This is a genomic window from Agrobacterium sp. 22-226-1 (assembly GCF_053522345.1).
This window is the reverse complement of the sequence record NZ_JBNWCP010000001.1, coordinates 173,416-197,106: the sequence shown is the minus strand read 5'-3', so window position 1 is coordinate 197,106 and position 23,691 is coordinate 173,416. Positions and strand designations below refer to the sequence as shown.

General features: G+C 59.3%; 26 protein-coding genes. 13 read left to right on the top strand and 13 right to left on the bottom strand.

The window, feature by feature from the left end:
- Window positions 1-87: 87 nt before the first annotated feature.
- The 4 genes from ACQZ5K_RS00965 (at window position 88) to ACQZ5K_RS00950 (ending at window position 3,135) form a co-directional block, all read left to right on the top strand.
- Window positions 88-648: a cysteine hydrolase family protein gene (locus tag ACQZ5K_RS00965; protein ID WP_448739417.1), complete on the top strand. Its 561-nt coding sequence runs from the start codon at window positions 88-90 to the stop codon at window positions 646-648.
- Window positions 648-1,631: a GlxA family transcriptional regulator gene (locus tag ACQZ5K_RS00960; protein ID WP_448739416.1), complete on the top strand. Its 984-nt coding sequence runs from the start codon at window positions 648-650 to the stop codon at window positions 1,629-1,631. Before ACQZ5K_RS00965 ends, ACQZ5K_RS00960 begins: the two co-directional genes overlap by 1 nt.
- 108 nt (window positions 1,632-1,739) lie before the next feature.
- Window positions 1,740-2,690, top strand: a complete 951-nt coding sequence (locus ACQZ5K_RS00955; protein WP_448739415.1) for an aldo/keto reductase — start codon at window positions 1,740-1,742, stop codon at window positions 2,688-2,690.
- A 1-nt stretch (window position 2,691) separates the two neighbouring features.
- Window positions 2,692-3,135 carry a GNAT family N-acetyltransferase gene (locus ACQZ5K_RS00950; RefSeq protein WP_003524518.1) on the top strand — a complete coding sequence of 148 codons (444 nt, stop codon included), beginning with the start codon at window positions 2,692-2,694 and terminating at the stop codon, window positions 3,133-3,135.
- Here the strand turns inward: ACQZ5K_RS00950 and ACQZ5K_RS00945 are convergent, their stop codons facing one another.
- Window positions 3,136-4,026 carry a LysR family transcriptional regulator gene (locus ACQZ5K_RS00945; RefSeq protein WP_448739414.1) on the bottom strand — a complete coding sequence of 297 codons (891 nt, stop codon included), beginning with the start codon at window positions 4,024-4,026 and terminating at the stop codon, window positions 3,136-3,138.
- A 115-nt stretch (window positions 4,027-4,141) separates the two neighbouring features.
- Between ACQZ5K_RS00945 and ACQZ5K_RS00940 the strand changes: the two genes are divergently transcribed.
- The gene (locus tag ACQZ5K_RS00940; protein ID WP_448739413.1) at window positions 4,142-5,143 is read left to right on the top strand and encodes an aldo/keto reductase; all 1,002 of its coding nucleotides are present in this window, start codon (window positions 4,142-4,144) and stop codon (window positions 5,141-5,143) included.
- A 52-nt stretch (window positions 5,144-5,195) separates the two neighbouring features.
- Here ACQZ5K_RS00940 and pheT read toward each other — a convergent pair whose 3' ends face one another.
- The 6 genes from pheT to infC all read right to left on the bottom strand — a co-directional run bounded on the left by pheT (window position 5,196) and on the right by infC (window position 11,148).
- Window positions 5,196-7,619, bottom strand: coding sequence for a phenylalanine--tRNA ligase subunit beta (pheT, locus tag ACQZ5K_RS00935; RefSeq protein WP_448739412.1), 2,424 nt, complete (start codon window positions 7,617-7,619; stop codon window positions 5,196-5,198).
- Between the two features lie 24 nt (window positions 7,620-7,643).
- A complete protein-coding gene (pheS, locus tag ACQZ5K_RS00930) occupies window positions 7,644-8,726 on the bottom strand; it encodes a phenylalanine--tRNA ligase subunit alpha (RefSeq protein WP_080833170.1) in 1,083 nt (360 codons plus the stop codon).
- Window positions 8,719-9,597, bottom strand: a complete 879-nt coding sequence (locus ACQZ5K_RS00925) for a phosphotransferase (RefSeq protein WP_127756722.1) — start codon at window positions 9,595-9,597, stop codon at window positions 8,719-8,721. Before ACQZ5K_RS00925 ends, pheS begins: the two co-directional genes overlap by 8 nt.
- A 175-nt stretch (window positions 9,598-9,772) precedes the next feature.
- Entirely contained in the window at window positions 9,773-10,177 is a 405-nt protein-coding gene (gene rplT, locus ACQZ5K_RS00920) for a 50S ribosomal protein L20 (protein WP_003493358.1), read from the bottom strand.
- A gap of 40 nt (window positions 10,178-10,217) precedes the next feature.
- Complete coding sequence (rpmI, locus tag ACQZ5K_RS00915; protein WP_003493355.1) at window positions 10,218-10,421, bottom strand: 50S ribosomal protein L35; 204 nt, start codon at window positions 10,419-10,421, stop codon at window positions 10,218-10,220.
- 190 nt (window positions 10,422-10,611) lie between these two features.
- On the bottom strand, window positions 10,612-11,148 hold the full coding sequence (infC, locus tag ACQZ5K_RS00910) for a translation initiation factor IF-3 (RefSeq protein WP_078051391.1): 537 nt from the start codon (window positions 11,146-11,148) through the stop codon (window positions 10,612-10,614).
- Between the two features lie 187 nt (window positions 11,149-11,335).
- On the opposite strand from infC, the gene ACQZ5K_RS00905 reads away from it, so the two are divergent.
- Together ACQZ5K_RS00905 and ACQZ5K_RS00900 are read left to right on the top strand one after the other, a co-directional pair.
- Entirely contained in the window at window positions 11,336-12,124 is a 789-nt protein-coding gene (locus tag ACQZ5K_RS00905) for an alpha/beta hydrolase (RefSeq protein WP_448739411.1), read from the top strand.
- Window positions 12,125-12,242: 118 nt separating this feature from the next.
- The gene (locus tag ACQZ5K_RS00900) at window positions 12,243-12,857 is read left to right on the top strand and encodes a transglutaminase-like cysteine peptidase (protein WP_003524508.1); all 615 of its coding nucleotides are present in this window, start codon (window positions 12,243-12,245) and stop codon (window positions 12,855-12,857) included.
- Window positions 12,858-12,914: 57 nt separating this feature from the next.
- Here ACQZ5K_RS00900 and mbfA read toward each other — a convergent pair whose 3' ends face one another.
- Window positions 12,915-13,898 carry an iron exporter MbfA gene (gene mbfA / locus ACQZ5K_RS00895; protein WP_448737165.1) on the bottom strand — a complete coding sequence of 328 codons (984 nt, stop codon included), beginning with the start codon at window positions 13,896-13,898 and terminating at the stop codon, window positions 12,915-12,917.
- A 140-nt stretch (window positions 13,899-14,038) separates the two neighbouring features.
- On the opposite strand from mbfA, the gene ACQZ5K_RS00890 reads away from it, so the two are divergent.
- Complete coding sequence (locus ACQZ5K_RS00890) at window positions 14,039-14,509, top strand: group III truncated hemoglobin (RefSeq protein WP_174038732.1); 471 nt, start codon at window positions 14,039-14,041, stop codon at window positions 14,507-14,509.
- Window positions 14,510-14,671: 162 nt separating this feature from the next.
- The gene (locus tag ACQZ5K_RS00885; protein WP_065654685.1) at window positions 14,672-15,775 is read left to right on the top strand and encodes a TRAP transporter substrate-binding protein; all 1,104 of its coding nucleotides are present in this window, start codon (window positions 14,672-14,674) and stop codon (window positions 15,773-15,775) included.
- Window positions 15,776-15,782: 7 nt separating this feature from the next.
- Here ACQZ5K_RS00885 and ACQZ5K_RS00880 read toward each other — a convergent pair whose 3' ends face one another.
- The gene (locus tag ACQZ5K_RS00880) at window positions 15,783-16,877 is read right to left on the bottom strand and encodes a helix-turn-helix domain-containing protein (protein ID WP_448739410.1); all 1,095 of its coding nucleotides are present in this window, start codon (window positions 16,875-16,877) and stop codon (window positions 15,783-15,785) included.
- A gap of 145 nt (window positions 16,878-17,022) precedes the next feature.
- Here ACQZ5K_RS00880 and ACQZ5K_RS00875 point away from each other — a divergent pair, with 145 nt between their 5' ends.
- Complete coding sequence (locus ACQZ5K_RS00875; RefSeq protein WP_448739409.1) at window positions 17,023-18,096, top strand: alpha/beta hydrolase family protein; 1,074 nt, start codon at window positions 17,023-17,025, stop codon at window positions 18,094-18,096.
- A gap of 18 nt (window positions 18,097-18,114) precedes the next feature.
- Here ACQZ5K_RS00875 and ACQZ5K_RS00870 read toward each other — a convergent pair whose 3' ends face one another.
- The 3 genes from ACQZ5K_RS00870 to ACQZ5K_RS00860 form a co-directional block, all read right to left on the bottom strand.
- Window positions 18,115-18,633 (bottom strand): GNAT family N-acetyltransferase, encoded by a 519-nt coding sequence (locus ACQZ5K_RS00870; protein WP_448739408.1) that lies wholly within the window; start codon window positions 18,631-18,633, stop codon window positions 18,115-18,117.
- A gap of 19 nt (window positions 18,634-18,652) precedes the next feature.
- On the bottom strand, window positions 18,653-19,234 hold the full coding sequence (locus tag ACQZ5K_RS00865; RefSeq protein WP_448739407.1) for a helix-turn-helix domain-containing protein: 582 nt from the start codon (window positions 19,232-19,234) through the stop codon (window positions 18,653-18,655).
- A 95-nt stretch (window positions 19,235-19,329) separates the two neighbouring features.
- Window positions 19,330-19,731: a ketosteroid isomerase-related protein gene (locus ACQZ5K_RS00860; protein ID WP_448739406.1), complete on the bottom strand. Its 402-nt coding sequence runs from the start codon at window positions 19,729-19,731 to the stop codon at window positions 19,330-19,332.
- 73 nt (window positions 19,732-19,804) lie between these two features.
- On the opposite strand from ACQZ5K_RS00860, the gene ACQZ5K_RS00855 reads away from it, so the two are divergent.
- From ACQZ5K_RS00855 to lepA, 3 genes are read left to right on the top strand one after another with little or no spacing between them, the layout of a single operon-like run.
- Window positions 19,805-20,413, top strand: a complete 609-nt coding sequence (locus tag ACQZ5K_RS00855) for a GNAT family N-acetyltransferase (protein WP_448739405.1) — start codon at window positions 19,805-19,807, stop codon at window positions 20,411-20,413.
- A complete protein-coding gene (locus tag ACQZ5K_RS00850) occupies window positions 20,410-21,279 on the top strand; it encodes a carbon-nitrogen hydrolase family protein (protein ID WP_448739404.1) in 870 nt (289 codons plus the stop codon). The genes ACQZ5K_RS00855 and ACQZ5K_RS00850 overlap by 4 nt, the downstream gene beginning before the upstream one ends.
- A 60-nt stretch (window positions 21,280-21,339) precedes the next feature.
- A complete protein-coding gene (gene lepA / locus ACQZ5K_RS00845; protein ID WP_448739610.1) occupies window positions 21,340-23,178 on the top strand; it encodes a translation elongation factor 4 in 1,839 nt (612 codons plus the stop codon).
- 64 nt (window positions 23,179-23,242) lie between these two features.
- Here the strand turns inward: lepA and ACQZ5K_RS00840 are convergent, their stop codons facing one another.
- The gene (locus ACQZ5K_RS00840) at window positions 23,243-23,650 is read right to left on the bottom strand and encodes a DUF2000 family protein (RefSeq protein WP_142780032.1); all 408 of its coding nucleotides are present in this window, start codon (window positions 23,648-23,650) and stop codon (window positions 23,243-23,245) included.
- Window positions 23,651-23,691 lie beyond the last annotated feature (41 nt).

Genomic DNA, 23,691 nt, shown 5'->3' with positions numbered 1-23,691 from the left:
TTGTCCTGTCTTTGTCGGAATACCTGCTTTTCCCCGAGTGGGATAAGAGGAATTATGCTATGCATGAACCCAATGGAGAAACATGAAATGTCCTCTTCCCATACAGCACTGCTTGTCATCGACGTTCAGGAATCCTTTCGGCATGCCCCTTACTTCGAGGAAAGCGAGCTTGCCGCCTATCTGGAGAAGCAGCAGGCACTGATCGACGGTGCAAGGACTGCGGGCATTCCCGTCGTACAAATCTTCCATGTCGATGGCGACAGGGCCTTTTCAAAAGACAGCGGCTATATCCGGGCGCTGGAGGGTGTGCGGATTACCCCCGATGTCACCTTTCACAAGAACCGCCATTCGGCTTTTGCCGGCACCGGCCTCGAAATCTGGCTGACGCAGAAGGGCATCAACCGGCTGATCGTCTCCGGCATCCGTACCGAACAATGCTGTGAAACCACCACCCGGCACGCTTCCGATCTTGGTTACAGCGTCGACTACGTCACCGAAGCGACGCTGACTTTCCCGATGACACATGCTTCCGGCACCGTCTTCAGCCCGGACGATATCCGCAAGCGGACCGAGCTGGTGCTGGCTGGCCGCTTTGCGCGCATCGTGACCGTCGATGATGCATTGGCCGCCGTGAAAGAGGCCGCCTGATGGATAAAGGCGGCACGCTCACCATTCCCTTTTATACGCTTGTGCCGCCACATGCGCTGTTGCTCGATATTGCCGGCCCGCTCGAAGTGATCCGTTATGCCAACGGGGAACAACGGGACATCCATTTCGACTGCCGCTACATTGCGGCGACTGACAAACAACAATCTTCCATCGGCCTTGCGCTTTCAGGGCTGGAGAACTTGCCTGCGACCCTGCCGGAAAATGCTTTCCTGCTGATCTCGGGCAGCACATCACGCTTCGATAACGATCCGGAGACACGGCGAGAGCGGCAGGCGCTGGCGGCATGGCTGCGCCGCGCGGTGCGCCCCGATACGACAGTCATTTCCATCTGTTCCGGCGCGCTGCTGGCGGGCGAAGCCGGGCTTTTCGATGGGCGCAACTGCACGACCCATGCCGACTGCGTTGAAGGGCTGCGCCGCATTGCGCCGCTGTCCCAGGTGGCCGAAAACCGCCTTTTCGTCGAGGATGGCAACCGCTTCTCAAGTGCCGGTATTTCCACCGGCATCGACCTGATGCTGCATGTCGTTTCCCGGCTGACATCCCCGGCGGTCGCCGCGCGTATTGCCAAAACCATGGTGGTTTATCTCAGGCGCAGCGGCAGCGATCCGCAAATCTCCCCCTGGCTCACCGGCCGCAACCACATCCACCCCGCCATTCACCGGGTTCAGGACCGTGTGATGGCCGAGCCGGCGCAGGAATGGTCACTGGAGCGGCTGGCCGATATTGCGGCGCTCAGCGAAAGGCATCTGTCGCGTCTGTTTCGCGAGCATACCGGCATCAGCGTCATCGACTATGTCAACCTGATGCGGGTCAATCTCGCGCGCGACATTCTCGCCAACAGCCGCCTGGATATGGAAGCCATCGCCGAACGGGCGGGTTTTGCCTCTGCCCGGCATTTGCGGCGCGTCTGGCAGCAGCATAATCGTTACCCTCCCAGCCATTATCGCGGTTTTCAGGCCTGATAATCTCAGACCCCGCTGCTTCCTGATGAATGCCATCAAAGGAATTGAATGGTTATGCGGATGAGCAGTTGCTACCTTGCCACCAAGACAGCAACAGGAGCATTCCCCGTGGAAAAACGAAGCCTCGGCCGCACCGGCCTCTCCATCGCCCCGATCGTCTTCGGCGGCAACGTGTTCGGCTGGACAGCGGATGAGAAGACTTCCTTTGCCCTGCTCGACGCCTTTTTCGACGCCGGGTTCAACGCCATCGACACGGCGGATGTCTATTCCGCCTGGGTGGATGGGCATGTGGGCGGTGAGTCCGAGACGATCATCGGCAAATGGCTGAAGCAGTCGGGCGTCAGGCGCGAAGATGCGGTAATCGTCACCAAGGTTGGTTTTGACAATCGCGGCCAGAAGACAGGCCTCAGCGCCAAGTGGATCGCGGAGGCCGTGGAAGCGTCGCTGAAGCGGCTGCAAACCGACTATATCGACCTTTACCTCGCCCACAAGCCGGATGCGGATGTGCCGCTGGAGGAAACGCTCGCCGCTTTCGGCAAGCTGAAGGAGCAGGGAAAAATCCGCGCCATCGGCTGCTCCAATTATTCCGCAAGCCAGCTTCAGGAAGCGCTGGACACGGCTGCAAAAAACAATCTTCCCCGTTATAACGTGCTGCAGCCGGAGTATAATCTCTATAACCGCAAGGATTTCGAAGGTCCGCTTGCCGAGCTTTGCCAGAAGGAAGAGATCGGCGTCATCAATTATTACAGCCTCGCCGCCGGCTTCCTCACCGGGAAATATCGTGCCAAGGCCGATACGGAAGGCGTCGCCCGCAGCTATCGCGTGGGCGAATATGTCAATACGCGCGGGCTTGCCATTCTGGGTGCCATGGATGCGGTGGCAGTGGAAACCGGCGCGAAGCTCGCGGATATTGCGCTGGCCTGGCTGTTGCGAAAGAAGGCGATAACCGCGCCGATCGCCAGCGCCACCAGCCTGTCCCAGCTTGAAAGCTTCAAACGCGCCGTCAACTTAAAGCTGACGGATGAGATGATGACGCTGCTCGACAAGGCGGGCGCATAACATGGAGCTTAGAATTCGCGACGCGCAGCCGGCTGACCGGGCGGAATGGCTGCGCCTGTGGAACGACTATCTTGCCTTTTATGATGTCGATCTTGCCGATGAGGTGACCGAGCATACCTGGGCGCGCATTCTCGATCCCGCATCCCGCGTCTCCATGCGGGTGGCGCTGCTCGGCGACCGCATGGCCGGTTTCGCCATTCACCACTTCCATGATTCCACCTGGGTAAAGACGCCCGACTGCTATCTGGAGGACCTGTTCGTCGATGGCGAAATCCGCGGCAAGGGAACGGGCCGGGCGCTGATGGACGATCTTGTCGCCATCTGCAAGGATAAGGGCTGGTCACGGCTATACTGGCATACCGGCGAGGACAATCACCGCGCCCAGAAGCTCTATGACAGCTACGTTAAAAGCGACGGCCATATCCGCTATCGCATCAAGTTCTGATCAACTCCTGAAGCGGAAGAAATCCACAAAGGCTCTCAGCGCCGGCCGCATCTGCCGGCGCGAGGGATAATAGATATAGAAGCCATCGAAGGGCGCACACCAGTCCTCCAGCACGCGGATCAGCCTTCCCTCCCTGATATCGTCTTCAACACGCTGCTCGAAAACGAAGGCCAGCCCTGCGCCGTCAATCGCTGCCCGGCGAATGAGGCTCTGGTCCGACAGGATCAGCGGCCCCTGCACATCGACCACCAATGGCTTGCCATTCTTCTCCAGTTCCCAGCGGTAGATAAGGCCGCTGGCGAAACGCCGGCGGATGCAGCGATGCCGGATGAGATCCCTTGGGTCAATTGGCGGTGGATTTTCTACGAAGTAGGAGGGGGCGCCAACAATCGCGCCGCGCCATGCGCCGCTCGCTTTTACCGCAATCATATCCGCATCGAGGTGTTCGCCAAGCCGCAAACCCGCATCGAAACCTTTCGCGACAATATCCTCGAAACGATCATCCGTTGAAATTTCGAGTGAAATATCGGGATAGAGCCGCAGGAACTCGCCCAGCCGGGGCACGATGAGGTCCTCGGCAGCAAGTCGCGGCAGGGTGATGCGCAGGGGGCCGGCCGGTCTTCCGCCCTGCTCGGCGAGTGTCTCGATGACCGCATCGATATCGGCAAGCGCCGGACCAAGCGTCTCGAGAAGCCGCTTGCCTTCCTCTGTCGGTGAAACGCTGCGGGTGGTACGATGAAGCAGGCGCAGCCCAAGGCTTGCCTCCAGCGACGACACCGCATGGCTGACGGCGGAAGGCGCAATGGCAAGTTCGGCGGCGGCCTTGCGAAAGCTGCGGCCTTCGGCAACGGCGGCGAGAACAGCCAGCTGGGAGAGTTGCACACGGTTCATTGTTCTAAATGATAGAACAACCCAAGCGGATTTGCAGCGATTATTTTTGCCGCCACGAGACGCTATTTTCTCATAACGCCCTGATGACGGGCGGTTCCTTTGGAAGGACGAACAGATGAAAAAAAGAACCCTCGGAAACAACCTTTCCGTTTCGACGCTTGGCCTCGGCTGCATGGGCATGACACATGCCTATAGCCCGACCGGCGATGAGAGCAGCGCAATTGCAACGCTGCACCGCGCCGTCGAACTCGGCGTCACCTTTTTCGATACGGCGGAGGTTTACGGGCCTTACAATAACGAAATCCTTGTCGGCAAGGGTTTGAAGCCCTATCGCGACAGGGTGATCATTGCCACCAAGTTCGGCTTCAAAATCGACACCAGCAAACCCGCTGGCCAGATGATGGTGGGCACCGACAGCCGCCCGGAAAATGTGCGCGCCGTCGCCGAAGCCTCTCTCAAACGCCTCGGCGTCGATGAGATCGACCTGTTCTACCAGCATCGCGTCGATCCAAATGTTCCGATCGAAGACACGGTAGGCGCCATGGCCGAGCTGGTCCGGCAGGGCAAGGTGAAGCATCTCGGCCTTTCAGAAGCGAGTGCCGAGACACTTCGCAAGGCACACGCCGTTCATCCGATTGCGGCAATTCAGAGCGAATATTCGCTGTGGACCCGCGACGTGGAGGAAAACGGCGTGCTGGAAACCTGCCGTGAGCTTGGCATTGGTTTCGTCCCCTTCAGCCCGCTCGGGCGCGGCGCTTTGACTGGCGCATTAAAGACGCTCGACGGCCTTGCATCCGACGACTTCCGCCGCGGCCTGCCACGCTTCCAGAGCGAAAACTTCGACGCCAATCTGGCGCTCATCAAGCTTCTGGAGGACATGGCGACTGAGAAGGGCGTGACCGCCGGACAACTGGCGCTGGCCTGGGTTCTGGCGCAGGGCGACTTCATCGTTCCTATTCCCGGCACGACAAAAATCGCCAATCTGGAGAAGAATGTTGCCGCAGCGGAGGTATCGCTGACAGCAGAAGAAGCCGCCAGCCTTGGCGCGCTGCTTTCGCCCGCAAAGGTCGCCGGCGCGCGTTACCCAGAACAGATGTCACGGATGGCCAACCGATAAAACAAAAAAGCCGCGGCAGTTGCCGCGGCTTTTTTCATTTCGTCATCCGTTTTCAGGCGCGCAGAACACCGCCCGTCGATTTCTCGACATTGCCGACGATCTTGGCCGTCAGCGCCTCGAAATCCTCGTCCGTCAGCGTCTTGTCGACCGGCTGGATCTGCACTTCGATGGCCACCGACTTGCGGTTTTCACCGAGCGATGCGCCCTCGAAAATATCGAAGACATTGACGCCGGTGATCAGCTTGCGGTCAGCGCTCGTTGCAGCCTTGATGATGGCCCCCGCCTCTACCGACTTGTCGACCACGAAGGCGAAGTCGCGCTTCACCGCCTGGAAGGGCGAAAGCTCGAGCGCAGGCTTGGTGCGGGTTGCCTTCTTCTTCGGCTCCTGCATGGCGTCAAGATAAATCTCAAAACCGCAATAGGCGCCGGAGACATCCAGTTCGGACAGCGTCTTCGGATGGAACTCACCAAAATAGCCGAGCACGACCTTTGGACCCATCTTGATGGTGCCGGAGCGGCCGGGGTGATACCAGCCGGGGCCGCCGGCTTCGATCTGCACATTGGCCATGGGCAGGCCGCAGGCTTCCAGCACCGAGAGCGCATCGGCCTTGGCGTCATAGACATCCACGGGCTTGCCGCCGCCCTTCAAAGCATTGGACCACATGCGGCCGCTGCCTGCGAGCGAGGCCGTGCCACGACGAACACCGCCGGCAACGCGGCGCTGCGCATCAGGCGTATCGCCCTCATAGGTGCCGGAAACCTCGAAGATCGCGACGTCACCATAGCCCTTGTCGGCATTGCGCTGTGCGGCGGTCAGCAGGCCGGGCAGCAGCGAGGGCCGCATGTCAGACATATCGGCCGCAATCGGGTTTGCGAGCTTCAGGGCCGGCGAGCCACCGCCGAAGAGTTTCGCCTGCGCTTCCGGGATGAAGGACCAGGTGACGGCCTCGAGCATGCCGCGGCTTGCCAGCGCACGGCGCGCGGTGCGGGTGCGGATCTGCAGCGTGGTCAGGATACGACCGTTGACGGCGCCGAAGCTTTCCAGCGGTTCCGGCTTGATATTGTCGACGCCATGAATGCGCATGACCTCTTCCACCAGATCGGCCTTGCCATCGACATCCGGACGCCAGGACGGCACGGTGACGGACACACGCTCGCCCGTTCCCTCTACGCCGAAGCCGAGACCCTTGAGAATGGCAAGGCTCTCTTCCGCCGAGACTTCCAGACCTGTCAGTCGCTTCACTTCCGCCAGCGGAAAATCCACGACCTCGGGCTGATGGCCCTTGTAGCCGACGACTTTGGCTTCGCCAGCAACGCCGCCGCATAGCTCCAAAACCAGTTCGGTGGTGCGCTCCAGACCCGGAACCATATATTCCGGATCGACGCCACGCTCGAAACGATAACGCGCATCGGTGATGATGCCGAGCGAACGGCCGGTCTTGGCGATGTTGATCGGATCCCAGAGTGCGGACTCGATCAGCACGTCGACAGTATTGTCATCGCAGCCGGAATGTTCGCCGCCCATGACGCCGCCAATGGATTCGAGACCTTTCTCGTCGGCGATGACGACATTGTTCGGGCCGAGCTTATATTCACGCTGGTCGAGCGCGAGGATGGTCTCGCCCTCTTTCGCGCGACGAACCGTCAGATCGCCCTTGACCTTGGCGGCGTCGAAGACGTGCATCGGCCGGCCCTGATCGAAGGTCATGTAGTTGGTGATGTCAACGAGGGCATTGATGGGGCGCAGGCCGATTGCCAGCAGGCGCTGCTGCATCCATTTCGGGCTGGGGCCGTTCTTCACGCCGCGCACGATACGCAGCGAAAAGCCGGGGCAGAGCGCCGCATCGTCCAGCTCAAGCTTCACGTCGACCGGGGTTGCGCCTTCCACCTTGAAGGACGGCGCGGGTCTCGTCTTCAGCGTGCCGAGACCGGAAGCGGCGAGATCGCGGGCAATACCGTAGATCGAGGTGCAGTCCGGGCGGTTCGGGGTCAGGTTGATTTCGATGACCGGATCGTCGAGCCCGGCATAGGCGGCGAAAGAGGTGCCGACCGGCGCATCTTCCGGCAGGTCGATGATGCCGTCGTGATCGTCGGAAATGTTGAGCTCCTTTTCGGAGCACATCATGCCGTGGCTTTCCACGCCGCGTATCTTGCCGACGGCAAGGGTGACGTCGATGCCCGGAACATACATGCCCGGACGCGCGAGCGCACCGACGAGGCCGGCGCGTGCATTCGGCGCGCCGCAGACGATCTGCACCGGCTTGCCGTCGCCGGCATCGACGGAGAGAACCTTCAGGCGGTCAGCTTCCGGGTGCTTCTCGGCGGAGAGTACCTTGGCGATGACGAAAGGCTTGTAGGCCGCCTTGTCGTCAACATCCTCGACTTCAAGGCCAATTGCCGTCAGACGCTCGCAAATCTCATCCAGCGTCGCATCGGTATCGAGATGCTCTTTCAGCCAGGAAAGAGTGAATTTCATGTCTTTGCTCCTTGGCTAACCGGATTAAACGCTCAAACCGCCGAACAGCGTCGGCATGTCGAGCGGGCGGAAGCCGTAGTGGTTCATCCAGCGGACATCGGCGTTGAAGAAATCGCGCAGATCAGGCATGCCGTATTTCAGCATGGCGATGCGGTCGAGGCCCATGCCCCAGGCAAAGCCCTGATATTCATCCGGGTCCAGCCCACCGGCGCGCAGCACGTTCGGATGTACCATGCCGCAGCCGAGGATCTCCATCCAGTCCTTGCCTTCGCCGAACTTGACGATGGGGCCGGAACGGTCGCACTGGATATCCACTTCGAAGCTCGGCTCCGTGAAGGGGAAGAAGGAGGGGCGGAAACGCATGACGACGCTGTCGACCTCGAAGAAGGTCTTGCAGAATTCTTCCAGAATCCAGCGCAGATTGCCGACATGCGCCTTCTTGTCAATGACAAGGCCTTCGACCTGATGGAACATCGGCGAATGGGTGGCGTCGGAATCCTGACGGTAGGTCTTGCCGGGAATGACGATGCGGATCGGCGGCTTCTGGCTTTCCATGGTGCGGATCTGCACCGGCGAGGTGTGGGTGCGCAGCACCTTGCGCTCGCCCTTTTCATCCGGCTGGAAGAAGAAGGTGTCGTGCATTTCGCGGGCTGGATGGCCTTCGGGGAAATTCAGCGCCGTGAAGTTGTAATAATCGGTCTCGATATCGGGACCTTCGGCGATCGAGAAACCCATATCCGCGAAGATCGCGGTGATTTCATCGACGATCTGGCTGATCGGATGAATGCGGCCGCGCTCGGCCGGGGACTGGCGAACCGGCAGGCTGACATCCACCGTTTCGGCCTTCAGCCGGGCGGTAATGGCGGCGTCCTTCAGCGCGTTCTTGCGCTCGCCGATGAGGTCGGTGATTTCGGTCTTGAGCTGGTTGATGGCGGCGCCGCGGGTCTGGCGCTCTTCCGGCGTCATGCTGCCAAGCGTCTTCAGAAGCTCCGAAACCGAGCCCTTCTTGCCAAGCGCGGAAACACGCACGGCTTCAATGGCCGGCTCATCGGCAGCGGTGGCGATCTCCGACATCAATTGCGATTTCAAGGTATCAAGTTCAGTCATCTTTTCCTGCCTTGCCGGTCTTTTTAACAGCGGCTTCGGGGTTCACAGCATTCATCAGATAGTCGGTCGCCATGATAAAGCGTCGCAGATCACTACCCATCCGCACGCGCCCGATCAACCGGGCAACCGGTAAAAAACGCCCCAGAATGCCGGTCAGACGGCACAATTCTTCCAGCGCCCGGGGCGGGGCGTTTTCGCGCCAGCGGGCGAAGGCGGCATCGCAGGTTTTCCGCGCATCGCAGGCGCGTGTCGCGACCTGTAAAAACAGCAGCCATATATCCCGGGCCTGCGCCGTCTCGAGCGGCATGACTTCCTGCGGGCGCTCCTCGAAATCCATGAAACCGACGCGGCCATGTTCGAGAAAAAAGTCGCGCACATGCGGGCGTCCGTGGCAAAGGCCTGCCGCATGCAATTCGCCGAGTGCCTCGGCAGATTTGACCAGCAGGGCATCATGTTCCGCCGGCCTCGCGGTTTTAATCGCATCCATATGCTCCATGATGGTGGGGCCGACATCGCCGAGGACAACGGCCGTCAACGAAGAATAGATGATGGGCGGAACGGGAAACCCGCGAGCCTTGAAGACCTGCAATGTTTCGAGTTCACGGCGCATCAGGCCTGCGCCGTCGAGCGGCGGCGATGGGCGCATGAAAGTGTAGGGAAGCAGCTTTGCGAGAAAGGTCTGCAGCTTTATCCACCAGGATGGCGTTTCCGTGCCCTGGCGCTTGATCCAGACGGTTGTCGTGGAAAGCTCGAGTTTCTGCACGCGGCGCTCGCTCTTAAGCAAAGCCCGCATCAAGGCTGCGATATCGCCATCTTCGAGATGGACGTGGAAACCCTTCGCCTTTTCCGCCTCGCTTGCGGCAACCAGCATTTTCCGCCCCCAATGGAACCTGCCGACCGAGAGCCGGATGCCCCACCCTTTTGGCAACCTCGGCGCAAAAGCGTTCCACGCCCTTGCCGAAACTGCCGTGAATTCCAAAAAACGAAAACCCGCGCCGGAGGACCGGCGCGGGTTTCAAATGAACAACAGATTGTCCGCGCCGTAATTACTTTACAGCGGTTTCAAACTCGTTGGCCGTACCAGCATCCTTGAGGTACTCAAGAGCCTTCTTCGCTGCTTCGACGAGCGCGCCGAATGCTGCCGGCTCATGGATAGCCATGTCGGACAGAACCTTGCGGTCGACTTCGATGCCAGCCTTGTTCAGGCCGTCGATGAAGCGGCCGTAGGTCAGGCCGAATTCGCGAACAGCAGCGTTGATACGCTGGATCCACAGAGCGCGGAAGTTGCGCTTGTTGACCTTGCGGTCGCGGTAAGCGTACTGCTTGGAACGATCCACGGCAGCCTTTGCTGCGCGGATGGTGTTCTTGCGGCGGCCGTAGAAGCCCTTGGCTGCCTTGAGTGTCTTGGTGTGCTTGGCGCGGGAAGTTACGCCACGTTTTACGCGTGCCATGTCATGATCTCCTTAAAGTGTCCAAAAGTGCGGAAAAGTCTCAGAGACCGTTCGGCAGGTAGTTCTTGACGACTTTCTTGCCGTCAGCTTCGGCGAGAACCATGGTTCCACGCGCGTCGCGAATGAACTTGTTGGTACGCTTGATCATGCCGTGGCGCTTGCCGGCGGCGGCTGCAACAACCTTGCCGGTTGCGGTGATCTTGAACCGCTTCTTTGCAGCGGACTTCGTCTTCATCTTGGGCATTTTGCTACTCCGTTTTTGTATCGAAACAGGCAGACGAGGCCTATTTCAAGCTATTCAGGAACGGCCTCGGCATGCCCTGCCGGACCGTTCGGACGCGCGCTTATAACCGCAGTCGGCTAAAAGCGCAACGGGGAATGAAAATTTCCCCTTGCGGTGGGATACGCGCCGGTGATGTGAACGCGTAAAAAGATTATTTCGGGGCGAGAACCATCATCATCTGACGGCCTTCCAGCTTCGGCTCGGCCTCCACCTTGGCAATCGCCTGGGTGTCTTCCTTCACCTGGAGGAGAAGCTTCATGCCGAGTTCCTGGTGGGCCATTTCGCGGCCGCGGAACTTCAGCGTTACCTTCACCTTGTCGCCATCGTCAAAGAAACGTCCCATCGCCTTCATCTTCACGTCATAGTCATGCGTGTCGATGTTCGGGCGCATCTTGATTTCTTTAACTTCGACGATCTTCTGTTTCTTGCGCGCTTCAGCGGCCTTTTTCTGGGTCGAGTACTTCAGCTTGCCGAGATCGAGGATCTTGCATACCGGCGGTTCCGCGTTCGGCGAAATCTCAACGAGATCGAGACCGGCCTCCTCCGCCAGTTTCAAAGCCTGATCCGTCGGCATGCTACCGAGGTTCTGGCCCTCTTCATCAATAAGCTGAACTCTGGGAACCCGAATTTCCCGGTTGGAGCGCGGCCCCTCCTTGACGGGGGCATCGGCTTTGAAAGGTCTGCGAATGGTCGTATTCTCCTGATCTGTTTCTGGATCACGTCGGCAAAAAACAGCTTGTTTGGTACAAGCGGCGGAAATGTCGTTATTGCCGTGGCGAAGTCAATAGCATATCTGCCCGAAAAGATCACCTGTTGTCACGGTTTTTGCAAATACGCCGCCGTTGTTGCACCAAAATCAGGAGAATTGCATATACATGACCGAACAAGCCGCTGAATTCCTGCGTGTAGGCCCCGACAACGACACGCGCGACATCGCTTTCCTTCATCGCCCGGCGGCTTCGGGCGAAAATATACCGACGCTGGTATGGCTCGGCGGCTATCGTTCCGACATGACCGGAACCAAGGCGGTTGAACTCGATCGCTTCGCCGCGGAAAACGGTCTTGCCTGCCTGCGGCTCGACTATTCCGGCCATGGCGCTTCCGGCGGCGACTTCAGGAAGGGCACGATTTCCCGCTGGCTGGAAGAGGCGCTTGCCGTGGTGCGCGCAAAGGCGCCGTCGCGCGTCGTTCTCATCGGTTCCTCCATGGGCGGATGGATTGCGCTACGCATGGTCGAGGAGCTGCGCAAGACGGGTAGCGCGCCATCCGTCGCCGGTCTCGTCCTCATTGCGCCAGCGCCGGATTTCACGCAGGAACTGATAGAGCCAAGCCTTTCCGATGCGGAAAAAACCTCTCTGGTGGAAAAGGGGTACTTCGAGGAACATTCGGAATATAGCCCCGAGCCCAACATCTTCACCCGCGCACTGATGGAGGACGGGAAGCAGAACCGCGTGCTGCAGGGTATCATCACCACCGGCTGCCCCGTTCACATCCTGCAGGGCATGCGCGATCCCGATGTTCCCTATCAGCATGCGCTGAAGCTTCTCGAACATCTTCCGTCCGACGACGTCGTGCTGACGCTGATCCGCGACGGCGACCATCGGCTTTCCCGGCCCCAGGATATCGAGCGGATGCTCGCCGCGGTCAAAGCCCTTGCAATATAGGCATTTGCGCAACGCTCTTAACCATATTCGACGAGTCTTGCGCGCCGCCGATTGCTAGCGATTGACTCAAACCCCCTATCCCTCTTAACTTTTCGTTAAGAATTAAGGGACGGGTTTCATGATGAACGCACCGCTGGCGCGTGCGCTGCTGTTTGCAGTTGCCGCCGGGCTAATGACTGCCGCCTCCGCCACGGCGGAAACCAAGGGAAGCCCTTCCATGGTGACGGGGGGGATTACATCCCAGCCGATCGGCCATTATGAGTTCTGTCAGAAATATGCCGACGAATGCAATATTCGCAGCAAGGCGACACCGCCGCCGCGCGTCACGGATTATGGCTGGGATGTCATTCGCGAGGTCAATACGTCCGTCAACACCACCATCGTGGCGATGACCGACCAGGAAATCTACGGCAAAGACGAAGTCTGGGAATATCCGACGACCGCCGGCGACTGCGAAGATTTCGTGCTGCTGAAGCGCAAGAAGCTGGTCGAGCGTGGTTTTTCCGTGGCTGATCTTCTGATCACCGTCGTGCGCAAGCCGGATGGCGAGGGCCATGCCGTGCTGACCCTTCGCACCACCGACGGCGATTATATTCTCGATAATCTCACCGACGACGTGAAGCTGTGGACCGACACCAACTACACCTATCTGAAGCGGCAGGCGTCCTTCAATACGGGCCGTTGGGTGTCCATCGAAGACGGTCGCGACGTGCTGGTTGGCGCATTGCGCTGACACCTAATCCCAAGTTCGATGGAATTAAGAGCCCGCCCTCGCGGGCTCTTTCTTTTTTCACCCATTGCCGATGATGATGCCGGCCGCGAGCACCAGTGAGCCGCCGAGGACCACCTGAAACACCGCGCGCAGGAACGGCGTTTCCATGAAGCGGTTCTGAATGAAGGCGATGGCCCAGAGTTCCACGAAAACGACGACGGCGGCAATCGCCGTTGCCGTCCAGAAATGCGGAATGAGATAGGGCAAGGCATGGCCGAGACCGCCTATGGCCGTCATGATGCCCGAGGCCAGGCCCCGCTTTACCGGAGAACCGCGGCCAGAAAGCTTACCATCATCATGGGCGGCCTCGGTGAAACCCATGGAGATGCCCGCACCGACGGAGGCCGAGAGGCCGATGAGGAAGGTCTGCCAGGTATCCTGCGTGGCAAAGGCGGCCGCGAAAATCGGCGCGAGCGTCGAGACGGAGCCATCCATAAGCCCCGCAAGACCCGGCTGAATATAGGTCAGAAGAAATTGCCGTTTTGCGGTTTCCGCCTCTTCGGTCTTGCCGTTTTCATCGAGGTGTTTTTCTTCCAGCATCTGCGCAATGTCTTCGTGACCCCGCTCCGCCTCGGCCAGATCGCCGAGGAGCTTGCGTGTCGAGGCATCGCTGGTACGCTTGACGGCCTCATCGTAGAAGCGGATCGCCTGGGCTTCCATCAATTCGGCCTGAGCGCGGATTTTTTCGAGCGACAGGTTCTTCACCAGCCAGTCCGGGGTACGCTCGTAAAAACCACGGACATGTTCGCGGCGGATCAGCGGGATGGTTTCTCCGAAGCGACGGCGATGCATGTCGATCAGCACGTTTCGATGCTGCTGCTCGACCTCCGCCATATCGTCGAAGACTTTCGCCGATTGCGGATATTGCGCGCGCAGATGATCGGCATAGGAGCGATAGATACGGGAATCGTCCTCTTCGGATGAAATGGCGAGCGCGAGGATTTCCTGTTCGCCGAGGGAGGAAAAGGGGCGTTTGGACAGGGAAAAAAGACTGCGAAACATGGCTGAAACCTTTTTTAGAATAATTCTAAATACATCCATGCTGCAGCAGGATCAAGCTATTTTAGAATAATTCCAATAAGGCAAAGGGTCGCATTGCAGGCCGCATCGCAGCGGGGTAAATTCGCAAAAAAGGAAACACCATGCAGGACGACGTTGCGGCCAGAGCCGCTCACAGCGCGGAAATTCAGGACAGGGCGGAAAAAGCCATGGCGGAGATCGGCGTCGATGCCGGTTTTATCGATTTGCTGGTGGAAACATTTTACGGCCGCGTTCTTGAACATCCCACGCTCGGCCCGGTTTTTGATGCGCGGCTTGCCGGGCGCTGGCCGGAGCATATGGCCAGGATGAAACAGTTCTGGGCGGCTGTCGCGTTCAAGAATGGTGGCTATGGCGGCAAGCCCGTGCAGGCGCATCTCGGCGTAAAGGGCATGTCGGCGGAGCTTTTCCCGCAGTGGCTTGCGCTTTTTTCCGCCACGCTGGATGACATCGCGCCGAACAGAGAGGCCCATGGCTGGTTCATGGAAACGGCGGAACGCATCGCCAGAAGCCTGACGCTTTCGCTGTTTTATAATCCCGCAATGGACGACCCGGCGTTGATGCGCAGCAAGTGACGCGGAAAGACGTGACGAAGCAACATTCGCCAAGCATCACCGGAGATCACGCACGTTTCGAACATTCCCTCTTGATGGCTGCAGGGATAAATGATTAGTAGCCAGCGGGAGGCGTACCGTGCGGTTCGCCTGTAATATGCAGACATAGCAGGGCTTATCGACATGGATCGCAGATCATTTATCCGCAAGGCGGGCGCGCTCGGCGCCGGTGTTACCGCAACGGCGCTTGCCGCTCCGGCCATCGCACAGGAAAACCCCAAGATCACCTGGCGCATGACGTCGTCCTTCACCAAGGGCCTCGACATTCTTTTCGGCGCGGGCCAGATCGTCGCCGACCATGTCAAGGAAGCCTCCGGCGGCAACTTCGTCATTCAGCATTTTGCCGGCGGCGAAATCGTGCCGGCGCTGCAGGCGGCGGATGCGGTGACGGCCGGGACCGTCGAAATGGCGCATACCTGCTCCTATTATTACGTCGGCAAGGACCCGACCTTCGCGCTCGGAACCTCGGTTCCTTTCGGCCTCAATGCACGCCAGACGAATGCCTGGTTCAACCAGGCCGGCGGCAATGAGCTGCTCAATGAATTCCTTGCCCAGCACAATATCTACTCGATCCTGCTCGGCAATACCGGTGCCCAGATGGGCGGCTGGTTCCGCAAGGAAATCAACACCATCGATGACCTGAAGGGCCTGAAGATGCGCATTGCCGGCCTGACCGGCCAGGTGATGCAGAAGGTCGGCGTGACACCGCAGCAGATCGCCGGCGGCGATGTCTATGCGGCGCTGGAAAAGGGCACGATCGACGCCACCGAATTCGTTGGCCCCTATGACGACCAGAAGCTCGGCTTCTACAAGGTCGCGAAATATTACTACTACCCGGCATGGTGGGAAGGCGGCCCGGCCGTGCATGCCTTCGTGAACCTGCAGAAGTTCAATGAGCTGCCGGAGAACTACAAGCGCATCCTGAAAGACGCCTGCGCCGCCGGCAGCGCCAGCATGCTGGAGCGTTACGACGCGCGCAATCCCAAGGCACTGAAGGAACTCGTGGCGCAGGGCGCCATCCTGCGCCCCTTCAGCCAGGAAATCCTCGACGTCTGCCACAAGGCGGCCCAGGACACCTATGCGGAGATTTCTGCCAAGAACGAGAGCTTCAAGAAAATCTACGAGAGCCAGCAGGCCTTCAAAAAGGACGCCTATCTCTGGGCGCAGATCGCCGAATACACCTATGACACCTATATGATGATCCAGCAGCGCAACGGCACGCTCTGATCACCCATCATTTTCCGACGATCTTCAAACGGTCATCTGGCAGCTGCCGGGTGGCCGTTTTGTTTGGCGAGACCAGCTTCCACACTTCACGCTCGCGCCAGTCGACCGGGCTCATACCGGTGACGCGGCGAAATTCGCGGTTGAAGTTGGACTTGGTCTGAAAGCCGGAGGACAGCATGATCGCCGTCACCGATTGCTCCGTCTCTTCCAGCAACCGGCAGGCTTCGCGGATGCGCAACTGATTGACATATTGCGAGACATTGACGCCGAGCGAGCGGTTGATCGCGCCTGATATCTGCCGGCTCGGCAGGCCGAGGCGTCTTGCAAGCCGCGACAGGTTGAGGTTCTCGTCGCGGTAAAGCGCCTGTGTCTCCATCAGCCGATCAACCCTTGCAACGATATCGCGGTCCTGTTCCGATGGCTCCGCCAACGGTGGCAATTCCGCGACAGGTTCTATGGCTGTTTGCGGCGCCTTGCTCTTGCCGGCCAGCGCGGCCATGAGGCCAATCAACAGCAGGCCAAAAAGATTGGCGTTACTGACCAGCGCTGCAACATTCTGCCCATGCGCCCATTCGAAATCGAAAAACACGAGCAGATCGAACAGGGCAGAAACACAAAGAGCGATGGCAGCGATAATAAGCGCCCGGTGCGCCGAGGTGACGCTGGCAAATTGCGCCTCGTCCAGCCCATCCGGCCCCTTTCTGCCAAGAAGAAGCAGGGCAATGGCGTGGCCGACAAAGATGACGATCAGCGCAAGATCGATCGCCATCGGCCAGATGAATTCCATGATGACGATGAGCAAAGGCGACAAAGCAAGGTTGGCAAGCATCGCCATCCTGCTCTCCGCCGCCACTCTCATCAGCCCACGAAAAGCAATGTAGACGAGCGGCGGCAGGCAGGCGGCGAGGACCGGCAAAACATAACGCGCTTCGCTGACGCCATACCCCCAGCGCAGTCCGACAAGGACGGATTGAAGGGCACAAAGCGCGATCAGCGTCAGAAAGGCCCGATTGGTTCGCACATCGTCTCCGCCTCGAAAGAAAACGATGAACATGACAACCAGCAGAAGCGCCACGACGAAAGGCAGCGGAATGAACAGCACGAATGAATATCCCCGAAAGAACGGCTTATATTGCCAATTCATGGACCATATCGCGTTTCGGGACGACCTTTAACACGATCAAGGACGCAAAAAATATGTGGCAGCGCAGATTGAATCCCGTTCTTTTCAACTGCACGAGGTTTTCATGCGCCCTATCGCCACCATCACGGCCATCCTGTTTTCCGCTCTCGTCACCCAGCCTGTTCTTGCAGGCGAGCCTGTCGGTGTCAGCGAAACCACCATCCATTCGCCAGCACGCGGCAAGGACCTTGCCGTCACCATCTGGTATCCCTCCGACGGAAAGGGCACGCAGACGCTTTCCGGCGATGACCGGATTTTTCAGGGCACGCCCATGTTCAAGGATGGTGCCGTGAAAACGGGTCAGCTGCCGCTTGTGCTTCTGTCTCACGGCTCGGGTTCACGAGCGTCCGGCATGGCATGGATCGCCGCGAAGCTTGCGAGCGAAGGTTTCATTGTGGCCGGAGCCAACCACCCCGGGACCACCAGCGGCGATTCCACACCCGCCGATACACCGAAAATCTGGGAGCGAACGGACGATCTCTCCACGATTGTCACTGTTCTAACGGCAAAGGGCAAATGGTCGAGTGCGATCGACGCGCAGAGGATCGGCGTGCTCGGCTTTTCGCTCGGCGGCAGTGCGGCGATGGAGATTTCGGGTGCGCGCGCCGATCTCGATGCCTATGCGCGCTATTGCGAAGACTATTCCACGATGATGGATTGCCAATGGTTCACCGGTGGCCGGGGTTACCTCAACGGCGAGCCGGTCAGCGTGCCGAAGCTCGATCTCAGAACCATCGACAAGGCAAGATTCGAGCAGCAGAACCGCGATCCCCGCATTCGGTCCGCCGTGCTGGTCGATCCCGGTCTGGCGCTCGCCTTTCAGCCTGACAGCCTGAAGCAGATCGATATTCCGCTGACCTTCATCAATCTCGGCAGCAAGGGCAAAATTCCGCCCGCCGTGCTTGCGGATAAACTCGCGGACGAAGTGCCTGGCGCGACCTATCAGCAAGTAGATGAGGCCAATCATTTCAGCTTCCTGCCGCTGTGCAAACCGGGTGCCGACGCCTTTCTCAAATCCGTCGGCGAGCGCGATCCGATCTGCGAACCGGCCGGACTGAGGGACCGTGCGGATATTCACGCGCAATTGGAGACGATGATCGCTGCCGCCTTCAACCGTACACTGAAGCCGGGTCAATAGGGCGGCAGATTGGGAGGCCTAGCCGATCCGCTTGTAAAACAGGGTCGTGCCGCAAAAGCGTCCATCCGGAAACAAAGCGTAATCGGGGATGACACCGACCCGCTCCCAGCCGAGGCGAGGATAAATCGCCTCGGCATCGCTGCCCGTGGCCGTATCCAGCACCAGCAGGGTACGACCCCGTTTTGCCGCCTCCCCCTCCACTTTCTGCATGAGTTTGCGGGCAAGCCCGAGGCCTCGCGCGGACGGATGCACGAGAAGTTTCATCAGATCGCCGCGATGCGGCTGGTTAGGTTTGGAAGCAAGGCCGACCTGCACGGTGCCGACCACCTTGCCATCGACTTCCGCCACCACATGAATGGTCGTCCCCTCGCCCACTGTTTCCGCTGCGGATCGCCAGAAAGGTTCGGCATCGTGCGGGGAAAAGGGCAACATGAAGCCCACGGAAGCGCCGCCGTTCACGCAGGCGGCGAGGACTTCGCAGAGTTCGGGCAGGGCGTCGATCGTCTCTTGCCCGTTCAACACGCGGATGGTGGTCATAAAAACTCCTGTGGGGAAATCAGCGCTGTCGTTGATCCAGCACGACGGCATAACGGACAGGTTTTTCGGTAGGATTGTGGAAAACATGCCCCTCGCCCACCGGCATGAAAAGGCAATCGCCGGGTTCCAGCCGGTGAACGTCTCCGCCGCTCGTCATTTCCAGCACACCTTCGAAAAGCCAGACATATTGCGTCATCCCCCGGCTTGCCGCATGCGGAGGGAAGCCGACGCGCGCGCCGGGCGGAAACTCGACTTCGACGATATCGACATCGGATCCCACACGCGGCGGGGAGATGGCGCGGCGTACATAACCGGTCTCCGGATCTTTCCAGAGCTGCTGATCGCGCTTTTTCATGAGCGGGGAAACAGCCTCTTCGTTTTCGGCGAAGAAACCGGAAAGCGACAAACCAAGGGCTGCGCAGATGCGGGCGAGCAGCGACGCCGTGGGGCTCGCCTCTCCACGCTCGATACGGGAAATCATCGCGCGGCTGACGCCTGATTCGGACGCAAGTCGATCCAGCGTCAGGCCGTTTTCAGCCCGCAATGTTTTGATCCGCTCGCCGATCGAGCGTTCAAGAATATGATCTTCGTTTTCCATCATATGAGAATTGCACTCTCATATGATGGAGTCAATATCCATGATAATGGAAATTATCATCTTCTTTGCCGCTGGTTGCTTTGCGGCGAAAGGGCGTCTCAGGCGCCGACCTGTGCAATCCAGTCGTTCAGATTATAGTAGTTCGTTACTCGGCTAACTTTACCGTCCCTCAGGTCGAAAAAGGCGCCGGCCGGCAGGACGTATTTCTGACCATTCGCCTCGGGCAATCCCTCGTCGGTCTTGAGATATTCGCCATTGACGATGAATTCTGCGGAAGCGCGATTGCCGTCGTCGCTTGCCATAATCACCATATCGGTGAGGTTTTCCTTATAGCAGCGGTTCATGTGGTCCATGAAGGAGGCGAAAGCGGCCTTGCCAGACTGGCGCTCGCCCTGATTGATGTCGTGCACCACCTCATCGTGAAGAAGCGCCAGAAAGGCATCCATGTCCTGACGGTTGAAGGCATCGTAATAGGCGCGGATGGTCTCGGCAGCGGTCATCGTCTTCTCCGTTCAATGCTTGCGCGGGTTTTCCATGACGGTATAACCAGTGCAACCGAAAGTGAAAATGCCCATGACCGTCGAAATCAAGTCTCTTTCCGGCATTGACGCCACACCCTATTTCGATGACCTCGCGCGCCTGCGGATCGAAGTATTTCGCGCCTTTCCCTATCTCTATGACGGCTCGCTGGACTATGAGCGCAAATATCTCGCGACCTATGCCGATACGGACGGCGCCGTCTTCGTGCTGGCGCTCGACGACGGCAAAGTGATCGGCATGTCCACCGGCATGCCGATGGCGGCAGAGACAGACGAGGTAAAGGAGCCCTTCGTCAAAGCGGGTTACGGTCCGGACCGGATATTCTACTTCGGTGAAAGTGTGCTGCTGCCCGGCTATCGCGGCCATGGCGTCGGCGTGCGCTTCTTCGAGGAACGGGAGGCGCATGCAAAGCGACTCGGCTTCGACAGGTGCACTTTCTGTGCTGTGGAGCGACCCGCAGACCATCCACGACGGCCGGCGGACTACGTGCCGCTGAACGCCTTCTGGGAAAAGCGCGGTTATCACCATCACCCTGAACTGCGCACCAGCTTCACATGGCAGGACCTCGACGAAAGCACCGAGAGCCCGAAACCCCTGTCCTTCTGGATGAAGACCATTCTTGCCGGAGACGGAGACAAATGACGCGCCTCGCCGCCAGCCAATATGCCATCGAGCTGATCGAGACATGGGAGGCTTACGCCGCACATCTCTCCGCCATCGTTCGCGAGGCGAAGGAAAAAGGCGTGGAATTGTTGCTGCTTCCTGAATATTCGGCCATGGCGCTGACCGGGCAATTGCCGCCCGCCGCGCGCTCCGATCTGCATCGTTCCATCGAAGAGATACAGCCGTTGATCCCTTCCTGGGTAGAGCTTTGCGAGGAGCTGGCGCGGCAACATCAAATCCTCTTCCAGCCGGGCAGCGCACCGGTGAAGGACCCGGACGGCAAGTTCCGCAACCGCGCATGGCTGTTCGGCCCGGACGGGCTGATCGGTTATCAGGACAAGCAGATCATGACCCGCTTCGAGCGGGAGCAATGGAACATTCATGCCGGCGTCGAGGGCCTGAAAGCCTTCGACACGCCGATCGGCAGGCTGGGCATCCTGATCTGTTACGACAACGAGTTCCCGATGCTGGGCCGCCGGCTGGCGGAGCTTGGCGTCGAACTCGTGCTCGCGCCGAGTTGCACCGATACGCTGGCCGGCGCTTACCGGGTACGCATCGGCGCGCAGGCCAGGGCATTGGAAAACCAATATGCCATCCTCTCCTCCCCCACGGCGGGCGAGGCCCCTTGGTCTCCCGCTGTTGATGAAAATCGCGGCCGCGCCGCCCTTTACGTGCCGTCCGACTACGGCATGCCCGCATCCGGTATCGTCGCGGAAAGCGAAAGCGATGCGGTGACACAGAGCACGCTTCTGATCGCCGATATCGATCTTGCCGCCGTCGCAAGGCTCCGCACCGAAGGACAGGTGGCCACCCGCCGTGACTGGCCGGAGCAATTTGCGATCTGAAAGCCCATTTTAAAGGGCTTTTAACCAAATTCCCGCTTTGCGGTGTGACAAGCCCCTGCTATAGCGCGGGACATGAGCACAAATTCGACCCGCACGCCCCTGGACCATATCCGCAACTTCTCGATCGTTGCCCACATCGATCACGGCAAATCGACACTGGCCGACCGGTTGATCCAGTCGACAGGCGGCCTTGCCGAACGCGACATGTCGGAACAGGTTCTCGATTCGATGGATATCGAACGCGAGCGCGGCATCACCATCAAGGCCCAGACCGTGCGCCTGCACTACAAGGCGAATAACGGCGAGACCTATGTGCTGAACCTCATCGACACGCCCGGCCACGTCGACTTCGCCTACGAAGTGTCCCGCTCGCTTTCGGCCTGTGAAGGTTCGCTGCTGGTGGTCGATGCATCGCAGGGCGTGGAAGCCCAGACGCTCGCCAACGTCTATCAGGCCATCGACAACAACCACGAGCTGGTGACGGTGCTCAACAAGATCGACCTGCCGGCGGCCGAACCCGACCGTATCAAGGAGCAGATCGAAGAGGTTATCGGCATCGACGCCTCCGACGCCGTGATGATTTCCGCCAAGACCGGTCTTGGCATTCCCGATGTGCTGGAAGCCATCGTCCATCGTCTGCCGCCGCCGAAGAGCGAAGTTGGCGAAAACGGTCCGCTGAAGGCGCTGCTGGTCGATAGCTGGTATGACACCTATCTCGGCGTCATGGTTCTGGTGCGCGTTATCGACGGCGTGCTGAGCAAGGGCCAGCAGATCCGCATGATGGGTTCGGGCGCGAAATACGGCATCGAGCGCGTCGGCGTGCTGACCCCGAAGATGGTCAATGTCGACAGCCTCGGCCCCGGCGAGATCGGCTTCATCACCGCCTCGATCAAGGAAGTCGCCGATACGCGTGTTGGCGATACCATCACCGACGACAAGCGCCCGACGTCGCAAGCCCTGCCCGGCTTCAAGCCTGCGCAGCCCGTGGTGTTCTGCGGCCTCTTCCCGGTCGATGCGGCCGACTTCGAAGATTTGCGCGCGGCTGTGGGCAAGCTTCGTCTTAACGACGCTTCCTTCTCCTTCGAAATGGAATCGTCCGCCGCCCTCGGTTTCGGTTTCCGCTGCGGTTTCCTCGGCCTGCTGCATCTCGAAATCATTCAGGAACGCCTCGAGCGCGAGTTCAATCTCGATCTCGTCGCCACCGCTCCTTCGGTCGTCTATGAAATGACGTTGACCGATGGCACGGAGAAGGAACTGCACAACCCGGCCGATATGCCCGACGTTGTGAAGATCAAGGAAATCCGCGAGCCCTGGATCAAGGCCACGATCATGACGCCGGACGAATATCTCGGCGGTATCCTGAAACTCTGTCAGGACCGGCGCGGCCTGCAGACGGAGCTGACCTATGTCGGCAACCGTGCGATGATCACCTATGAGCTGCCGCTCAACGAAGTGGTGTTCGATTTCTACGACCGCCTGAAATCCATCTCCAAGGGTTACGCCTCGTTCGATTACAACATCATCGACTATCGCGAAGGCGATCTCGTCAAGATGTCGATCCTCGTCAATGGCGATCCGGTGGATGCGCTCTCCATGCTGGTGCACCGCTCGGCGGCCGACCGGCGTGGGCGTGGCATGTGCGAAAAGCTGAAGGAACTCATTCCGCCGCACATGTTCCAGATTCCGATCCAGGCGGCCATCGGCGGCAAGGTCATCGCCCGCGAAACCGTGCGCGCGTTGCGCAAGGACGTGACGGCGAAATGCTATGGCGGCGACGCGACGCGCAAACGCAAGCTTCTGGACAAGCAGAAGGAAGGCAAGAAGCGCATGCGCCAGTTCGGCAAGGTGGAAATTCCGCAGGAAGCCTTTATCGCCGCTTTGAAGATGAACGACGAATAAGCGGCAAAATCATATTGCCATCGCTATGGAAGGGAGGCCCACAGCCTCCCTTTTGCGTTAAGGGTCACGCGTGCAGCTTCGCACCCTTGGTGATCTTGTCGACGATCTTCCTGTCAGCCCTCAGCGCCATGCCGACCACCTTGGCGTTGTCAGGAGAAAACTCCGAAAATACCTGGCGATTGGCGACATCGTGCCCGGTGGCGAACATTTCCTCGATATAAAGCGATGTCGTGACGTCGCGCTCAAGGGATCGCTGGTGGATTTTGCGCAACGCCTCCTGATCCGTGGCCATGACGACAATCGGCTGGATGGACAGGGGATTATAGACGTTGCCCGCCCCGTCGCGGTATGGTTCTCCAATGATCTCCCTGGTCTGGGCGACGATCCCGGACATGAGAAATGCGGTAACGTTCAGTTTTTGCCACACGGCAAGGTCATCGCGAAGGATGACGGCGATCTTGGTATCAAACATGCGAACTCAATCTGGCTGTGGTTACGAAAGAGAAGCGATCC